The sequence below is a fragment of the Mesorhizobium sp. ORS 3428 genome, from assembly GCF_001854785.1.
Taxonomy (GTDB): Bacteria; Pseudomonadota; Alphaproteobacteria; order Rhizobiales; family Rhizobiaceae; genus Mesorhizobium.
This window is the reverse complement of sequence record NZ_MDFL01000126.1, coordinates 550,585-557,905: the sequence shown is the minus strand read 5'-3', so window position 1 is coordinate 557,905 and position 7,321 is coordinate 550,585. Positions and strand designations below refer to the sequence as shown.

At 63.2% G+C, this 7,321-nt stretch carries 10 protein-coding genes; all 10 read right to left on the bottom strand.

Annotated elements, in window-relative coordinates:
- Positions 1 to 119: 119 nt before the first annotated feature.
- Entirely contained in the window at positions 120 to 1,016 is an 897-nt protein-coding gene (locus tag ORS3428_RS21420) for a class II glutamine amidotransferase (RefSeq protein ID WP_071100236.1), read from the bottom strand.
- A gap of 72 nt (positions 1,017 to 1,088) precedes the next feature.
- Positions 1,089 to 1,418 carry a hypothetical protein gene (locus tag ORS3428_RS21415; protein WP_071100300.1) on the bottom strand — a complete coding sequence of 110 codons (330 nt, stop codon included), beginning with the start codon at positions 1,416 to 1,418 and terminating at the stop codon, positions 1,089 to 1,091.
- Entirely contained in the window at positions 1,415 to 2,104 is a 690-nt protein-coding gene (locus ORS3428_RS21410) for a hypothetical protein (protein WP_071100235.1), read from the bottom strand. Before ORS3428_RS21410 ends, ORS3428_RS21415 begins: the two co-directional genes overlap by 4 nt.
- A 45-nt stretch (positions 2,105 to 2,149) precedes the next feature.
- On the bottom strand, positions 2,150 to 3,553 hold the full coding sequence (locus tag ORS3428_RS21405; RefSeq protein ID WP_071100234.1) for an APC family permease: 1,404 nt from the start codon (positions 3,551 to 3,553) through the stop codon (positions 2,150 to 2,152).
- 14 nt (positions 3,554 to 3,567) lie between these two features.
- A complete protein-coding gene (locus tag ORS3428_RS32590) occupies positions 3,568 to 3,729 on the bottom strand; it encodes a hypothetical protein (RefSeq protein ID WP_108723116.1) in 162 nt (53 codons plus the stop codon).
- A gap of 15 nt (positions 3,730 to 3,744) precedes the next feature.
- Entirely contained in the window at positions 3,745 to 4,122 is a 378-nt protein-coding gene (locus ORS3428_RS21400) for a hypothetical protein (RefSeq protein WP_071100233.1), read from the bottom strand.
- A gap of 11 nt (positions 4,123 to 4,133) precedes the next feature.
- Positions 4,134 to 4,421 (bottom strand): hypothetical protein, encoded by a 288-nt coding sequence (locus ORS3428_RS21395; RefSeq protein ID WP_071100232.1) that lies wholly within the window; start codon positions 4,419 to 4,421, stop codon positions 4,134 to 4,136.
- A 310-nt stretch (positions 4,422 to 4,731) separates the two neighbouring features.
- Entirely contained in the window at positions 4,732 to 5,454 is a 723-nt protein-coding gene (locus tag ORS3428_RS21390; protein WP_071100231.1) for a helix-turn-helix domain-containing protein, read from the bottom strand.
- A 179-nt stretch (positions 5,455 to 5,633) separates the two neighbouring features.
- Complete coding sequence (locus ORS3428_RS21385; protein WP_071100230.1) at positions 5,634 to 6,419, bottom strand: glucose 1-dehydrogenase; 786 nt, start codon at positions 6,417 to 6,419, stop codon at positions 5,634 to 5,636.
- Positions 6,420 to 6,431: 12 nt separating this feature from the next.
- A complete protein-coding gene (locus ORS3428_RS21380) occupies positions 6,432 to 7,199 on the bottom strand; it encodes an SDR family oxidoreductase (protein WP_071100229.1) in 768 nt (255 codons plus the stop codon).
- Between the last annotated feature and the right edge of the window lie 122 nt (positions 7,200 to 7,321).

Genomic DNA, 7,321 nt, shown 5'->3' with positions numbered 1-7,321 from the left:
CGGGAGCGAGACCGTGCAGCGCCTGGTTCAGCTCGCGCAGCGACTGCTGGCCGAGGTCGAAGACACGCGCGTGGCCTTGCTCGCGCTTTGCCATCGGCATGGTTGTTGCAACCATGGCCTCAGTGCTCCCAGAAATAGACGGTTGCGGGCTCCGGTTCCCAGACCCTCGCATTGTCTATGCCGGGCAGCTTGGTGAGCGCGCGATACTCCGAGCCGAAGGCGACATACTGGTCGGTCTCCGCCATCACGGCGGGCTTGCAGGCGATCGGATCGCGCACCACGCCAAAGCCGTTCTTGGTGCCGACGACGAAGGTGAAGAAGCCATCGAGGTCGGAGAGCGTACCTTCCAGCGCCTCCCCGAGATTCTTGCCATGCGCCATCCTGTTGGAGAGATAGGCGGCCGCAACCTCGGTATCGTTCTCGGTTTCGAAGGTCATGCCGTCGCGGATCAGCTCGCGCCGGACATTGTTGTGGTTGGAGAGCGACCCGTTGTGCACCAGGCACTGGTCGGCGCCGGTCGAGAAGGGATGCGCGCCCATCGTCGTGACTGCCGATTCCGTCGCCATGCGGGTGTGGCCGATGYCGTGCGTGCCGGTCATCGAGCGCACGTCGAAGCGGTCGACCACGGCTTCCGGCAGGCCGACTTCCTTGTAGATCTCGACCGCCTCGCCGGCACCCATGATGCGGATGTCGGGGCGCAGCGACTGCAGCGCCTCACGTGCCGCGTCGACCTTGTCCGGCGTGGTCCTGATGACCGCATGCGTCGACTTGACCGCGACGCTCACCGGCGCGCCGATCGCCTTGGCGAGCTCTGCGTCGAGGCCGCGGAAGTCGCGCTCGGGCTTCGGCGACTGGACGGTAATCTTGGCCTCGTTGCCGGTTGCCGCGCCATAGATGGCAATGCCGGCGCTGTCCGGGCCACGGTCGCTGAGCGAGATCAGCATCTCCGACAGCATCGCGCCGAGCTTYGGCTCCAGCGCCTTGTCCTTGAGGAAAAGTCCGACGATCCCACACATGCCAACCTCCGACGTTTATGGCCCCTGATGAAGTTCGGGAATTCAATTGGAATGAGAGAAATCTTCCTTTGATTAGCTATCGGCATCTGGGCCGCTTCCGGCGCCATCGCCATGCGGCCGCGTCCTGTGGGCCCATATTGCGTGGCGGATGCGCGCTGATCTGTAGGCATCGAGGATCGACAGCGCATAGATCAGGAAGCCGCCGGCATGGCGGCCGACGAAGCTGGCGTCGGGCAGCGCCACCTTTGTCGTTACCCAACCGAGGATCACCATGAAGAACAGGAACTGCAGGCCGCGCGCCGGCACGCCCAGCATGACATGCCCGCTGCCCGGCAGGACGATCGCGGAAGCCAGCACCAGATAGGGATTCGAAGCCGGGACGGGGCTGGTTGAATCGGTCATGCGGCCTGCCTTTCGCATTGATTGATGGCATGGCGAAGCGAGGATGCGGCTGCAAGCAGTTCTTCGATCAATTCGGAATCGAGCCTTGCATCACCGAACGCGGCCTGCCGGAACACGCCGTAGCGCGCCCTATCGGCCTGGGCCAGCAGCCACACGATACGCACGCCCTTCGGCGTTATCAGCAATTCCTTGGCACGCCCCTCGGCAAAGATCCCGGCATGGGCGGCAATCACGTCCTGCGGGAAAGCGACGCCCCGGCGGTCGGTCCTCAGCACCGCCTCGGCCGGGAACGCCGTTACCTTCGGCAGCGTGTGCTGGAGATGGTCGAAGTTGGAGAAGGTCGTCGGCGATCCTGGCCGCATCATCATGTCGAAAATGCCCGGCACCGCGACCGGCTCGGTGATCGACACGCTCAGCCAGCGCGTCGGCAGCTTTCTGGTTGCGAGCGTGTCGATGATGGTGCGCACCTGCGCGCGCTCGCCGTTCCATGAACCGGCCCAGGCGGCGACGCCGGCCGTGCCGTCGGAGACATCGATGGCATCCGGGACTGCCGCGCGGATGCTGGCTTCGTCGGCGGCGAGCGCCGCCTTGGCCTTGTTGCGGCTGGCGCGCGCAAGCCAGGTGAGGTGCAGGACGACTGCAAGCACGATCGCCCCGGCGAATAAAGCTGACATCGACTGAGACATCTCGACACTTCAGAGCCCGCCGTCAGACGGCGGGCTCTCTTCCATTCAATAGCCCTGCGGCTTCGGCCACGGCATGGTGAACTGATCGCCCCGGCGCACGAACTTGTAGCGGTAGAAGTGGAACCACAGCGAGATCAGGAAGTAGAAGGCGACCATCGCGATCAGCTGCGAGCCGAAGCCGAGGAAGATGGCGAAGAACGTCACCACGCACAGGCAGAACAACACGATCGCCGGCAGCGGATGGAAGGGATGCGTGTAGCCRCGGCGGATGGACCCCAGCGGCCACTTCTTGCGGAACATCATGATGTTGATGCTCATGAAGGTGTATTGCAGCACGCCCGAGAGGATCGAGAAGGTGATCGCCTGGTTGAGATCGGCGATGAAGGCGAAGGCCAGTGCGATCGGCAGCAGGAACAGGATCGAGCGATAGGGCGTGCGGTATTTCGGATGCACCGCTGAGAACCAACTCGGCAGGTAGCGGTCGCGGCCGAGCGAGAACCAGGCGCGCGCCGCGTCGTTGATGCAGCCATTGGCGGAGGCCAGCGCGGCGAGCAGCGTCGCGACGAAGAGCAGGTTCTCGAGCAGCGGGCTGCCCRTGAGCTTGCCGGCGTCCCACAACGGATAATAGGTGATGCCGAGATATTCCCAGGGCATCAGCGAGGCGCAGACATACCAGGTCATGGCGGCGGCGATCAAAAGCGTGATCATGCCGGCCATCGTGCCGTAGGGCAGGGAGCGCGCCGGCGAGCGCACTTCCTCGGCAGCCTGCGTGGTGCCTTCAATGCCGAGATAGTACCAGATGCCGAACTGGAAGGCGGCGATCACGCCGATCCAGCCATAGGGCAGGGCGTTGCCGGGGGTGACCAGCTCATTGAGCTTCAGCATCGCCCCTTGCGTCCACGGGCTCACCGAGAAGAACAGGACGACGATCGAGATGTAGGCGATGGCGGTGATGATGAAGTTGACGTTGAGTGTCATCAGCACGCCGCGATAGTTAAGCCAGGCCAGCACGACGATGGTGGCGGCGATGAAGGAATTATGMGTCAGTCCCTCGACGCCGGCCTTGGCGACGATCGTGTCGCCGAGCAGGATGGCGTCCGACACTTCGAGCATCGTGTAGGCGAAGACCAGGAACAGCGCGACGTTGAAGGCCATCAGCGGCCCGACGATATGCTTGGCCTGCGCGTATTGCCCGCCGGCGGCGGCGACGGTCGAGGTCACCTCGGAATCGATCATGGCGACCGACGTGTAAAGCAGGCCGACGATCCAGCAGACGATCAGTGCGGCGAGTGCGCCGCCCTTGTCGGCCGCGAAGTTCCAGCCGGTGAATTCGCCGACCAGCACGATGCCGACGCCGAGCGCCCAGACATGGGCGGGGCCGAGCACTCGCAGCAGCGAGACCCGGTCGCCGTGGACTACGGTTTCTCTCGTTTCAACCGCGATTGTCATTGGTGAGGCTCCACTCAGATCCGGTGCTTTTCGGAGACGGCTTCAAGCTCGCCTTCGCGCGAGGACGTCAGAACATCCTCGGAATAGGTCGTATCGACCTTGAACCAGTCGTAGAGCATCCAGAGCGCGAGCAGGATCGAGATGCCCCAGCATGCGTAAGAGACTGCCATCCACATGAGCTTGTCCCCGGGCTATTTGTCGTCGAATTTTTCGTTGATCACGTCGCGATATTCGCGATCGGAGGCGCGGAACAGGAAGACGAAATAGGCGACGAGCACGATCGCCATGATGATCAGCGTCGGCCAGTCGATGATGTAGTGGAAGCGGTTCTGGATGATGTCGTGCGCGGTCTCGGGCGTGTAGCCGAGCTTTTCCCAGATCGCTGCCATGGTCGCGTTCTGGCCGAGTGCGTCCCAGGTCTTGGCGTCGAGCGGATCGATTGACTTCGCCGCACCGGCGAGGCCCAGTTTCAGCGGCAGCCACAGCGCCACGAAAATGGCGACCACGACGACGGCGATATCGAAGACCTGACCGGCCTTGTTCTGCTCCGGCGGGATGTAGCGGGACATGGTTTCCCCCTTCAGGACTGGCGGTTGCGGAACGCGTCGGCGTTCTTKATGTCGAGGCCGTAGATGAAGTCCTTGTCGTCCCGGTAATGGTTGAGCATCGCCAGGATGGCGGCGGAGTTGAAGATCAGCACCGCGGCGGCAGCGATCACCACCACGAGCTTGATCCCGCCGTCGGGGATGTAGGCCCAGGTCATCAGGAGGACGAAAAGGATCGTCGCCCATAGGCAGGCRATCAGGAGCACGGATCCGCGCACGTCGGAACGGTACAGCGCTTCGATGCGCTGCTTGAGGTCGGACATCGGTTTTTCCCCTTTTCTCGACGTCCGGCCCCGAATCGACCGGGCGTCCACTCTTTCAACAGAGTGAAATTTTTTTCATAAATTCCGCCTGAATGACGAAATTGTCAAGCCGGATTTACGCTGGGTAAACCGTTTGGCTCACGGTCCGGCACTTGTCTGTGGATAAAACTATTTGCCTGCAGGAAATTACCGCAGACCGTCACACCGCTGCAGGCTGGCAGAAAAATGCCGACAAAAATGCACCGCGAGGCGAGGTCGGACCTCGGCGAATGYGCGATTGAAAACCGGCTGCGCCTGGCTTGCGAGCTGATCAGCTCGTGCTGTTCTGTGGGTAGCAGATGATGGAGAGATAGCGCATCGGCAGCTGCGTCAGTTCCTCCGGTCCATGCGGCGCGTCCGCATCGAAGAACAGGCTGTCGCCCGGCTTCATCGGGTAAAGGTTGCTGCCATGCCGATACAGGACCTCGCCCTCGAGCATGTAGAGGAACTCCATGCCCGTGTGCTGGAAGGTCGGGAATACGTCCGACTCCTCGGTCAGCGTGATCAGATAGGGCTCGACGACGACGCCGCTGGTGTTTGCGCCGATATGGCCGAGCAGGGTGTATTGGTGGCCGGCGCGTGTGCCGCGCCGCTCGACATCGACGCCTTCGCCGGCCTTGACGAAGACTGCGCTGTGTTCCTCTTCGAAGCGGCGGAAGAAGGCGGTGAGAGGAACACCGAGCGCCCGCGACAGCGCCTGCAGCGTGGTCAGCGAAGGCGAGGTGATGCCGTTCTCGATCTTCGACAGCATGCCCAGCGAAATTTCGGTGGCTGCCGCGAGATCGGCAACGGTAATGCCGAGCTTCTTGCGGAAGGCCCGCACTTCATGGCCGATCGCCACCTCCAGCACTTTCTCGCGGGTGTCGCGGATCGCATGCGGGTCCTGCGTGAGCGGCGTGCGGATGGTACGCCCGTCCGCCGAGACGCCCTTCGGCAGCGCCTTGCCTTTGGCTGCCACGCCGGCAGGCTTGGTACTGGAAGTCTTCTTGGCCATGTCACGCCTCAACTTTCCGCCGGTTTATTTCACCCACGGTGAATATATTCGGTGGCGATGCAGGAGCGCAATGATGGCGGCAACTTATGTTGCGTTGACAACGAAATCGTCCGCATGGCCTTGGCGCCGGACGACAGCCTGGATCGGCGCTGCCTTGGCCTCACCCATCACGGGCCTTCTCACGACATGATCAGGCCGCCGTCGACGTTGATCGTCTGTCCGGTGATGTAGGCGGCGTCGTCGCTGGCGAGGAAGCTGACCAGGCCGGAGACGTCCTCGCCGCTGCCGGCGCGGCCCATCGGAATGTTCTTCACCCATTCCGCCATCAGCTCGCCCGGCTTGTAGTCGCCGAGCAGCTTGCCCCAGGCGGTGTCGTTATAGGCCCACATGTCGGTGTCGATGATGCCGGGGCAGATGGCGTTGACGGTGATCTTCTCCTTGGCCACTTCCTTGGCGAGGCTCTGGGTGATGCCGACGACGCCGAACTTCGAGGCCGCATAATGCGGCGTGTAGATGAAACCCTGCCGCGCCTGGCCGGAGGCCGTGTTGATCAGCCGGCCGCCTTCGCCACGCTTGCGCATGCGGGAGATCGCTTCCTGGCAGCACAGGAACACGCCCTTGGTGTTCACCGCCATCACCTTGTCCCACTCGGCTTCCGTCATCGCCTCGATCTTGGCGATGGTGATGACGCCGGCGTTCTGCACGGAGATGTCGACGCGGCCGAATTCCTTTTCGGCTAGATCGTAGAGGCCTGCGACCTCGTCCTTCTTCGTCACGTCCATGCGCATAGAGGCGACCTTCGCCCCCGATGCCTTCAGATGCGCCGCGACCTCGTCGACCCGCGGGTCGATGGCGCTGATCACGACCGCCGCGCCTTCCGCCGCGAAGCGCTTGGCCATGGCCGCACCGATGCCTCCGCTGGCGCCCGTCACAACCGCTGTCTTTCCTTCGAAACGCTTTTGCACTTCAACTTTCTCCTACCAGCAGACGAATCCGCCATCGACGATCAGGTCGATGCCGGTAACGAAACTCGCGGCGCGGCTCGCCAGGAACACGGTCGGCCCGACCATCTCCTCCGGCGTCGCCATGYGGCCCATCGGCGTGTCGCGCTCVAAGATCTTGATCTGCTCGGCGACCTCCGGCCGCTTGTTCATCGGCGTCAGCGTGTAGCCGGGGCTCACCACATTGACGCGCAGGCCGCGATCGGCCCACTCCATGGCGAGGCTCTTCGACATGTGGATTACCGCCGCCTTGGAGGAATTGTAATGCGCCTGCGTGAGGCCGCGATTGACGATCGAGCCGGACATCGAGGCGATGTTGATGATCGAGCCCTTGCGGCGGGGCAGCATGACGCGCGCCTCGGCCTGGCAGGACAGGAACACGCCGCTGACATTGACGTCGTAAAGCTTCTGCCATTTCTCAAGCGACAGCATCTCCGCCGGTTCGGCCGCGGCGACGCCCGCATTGTTGACGGCAATCGTCAGCGCGCCGAGTTCGTTTTCCGTGCGATCGATCGCCTGCGCGAGGTCGCTCTCGGACGTCACCGTGCCGGTCAGCACCAGCGCCTTGCGGCCGAGCGCCTTGATCTTTTCGGCCGTCTCCTCCAGCCCGCCTTTCGAGCTGTGGCCGAAACAGGCGACATCGGCGCCGGTCTCGGCGAGCCCGATGGCGATCGCCTGGCCGATGCCGCTGCCGGCACCCGTCACCAGCGCCACGTCGCCATGAAGATCGAACAGTTTCGTCATCGGTTCCTCTCCTCCCCGGATCTTTCGGAATTAGGGGCGCCAACTCACTGTTGGCGCCCCGCGCGGTCCGGTGCTTGGGAGGGTATCACCTGCTGCGCTTTGTTCCGATTCCCCGGGTTTCG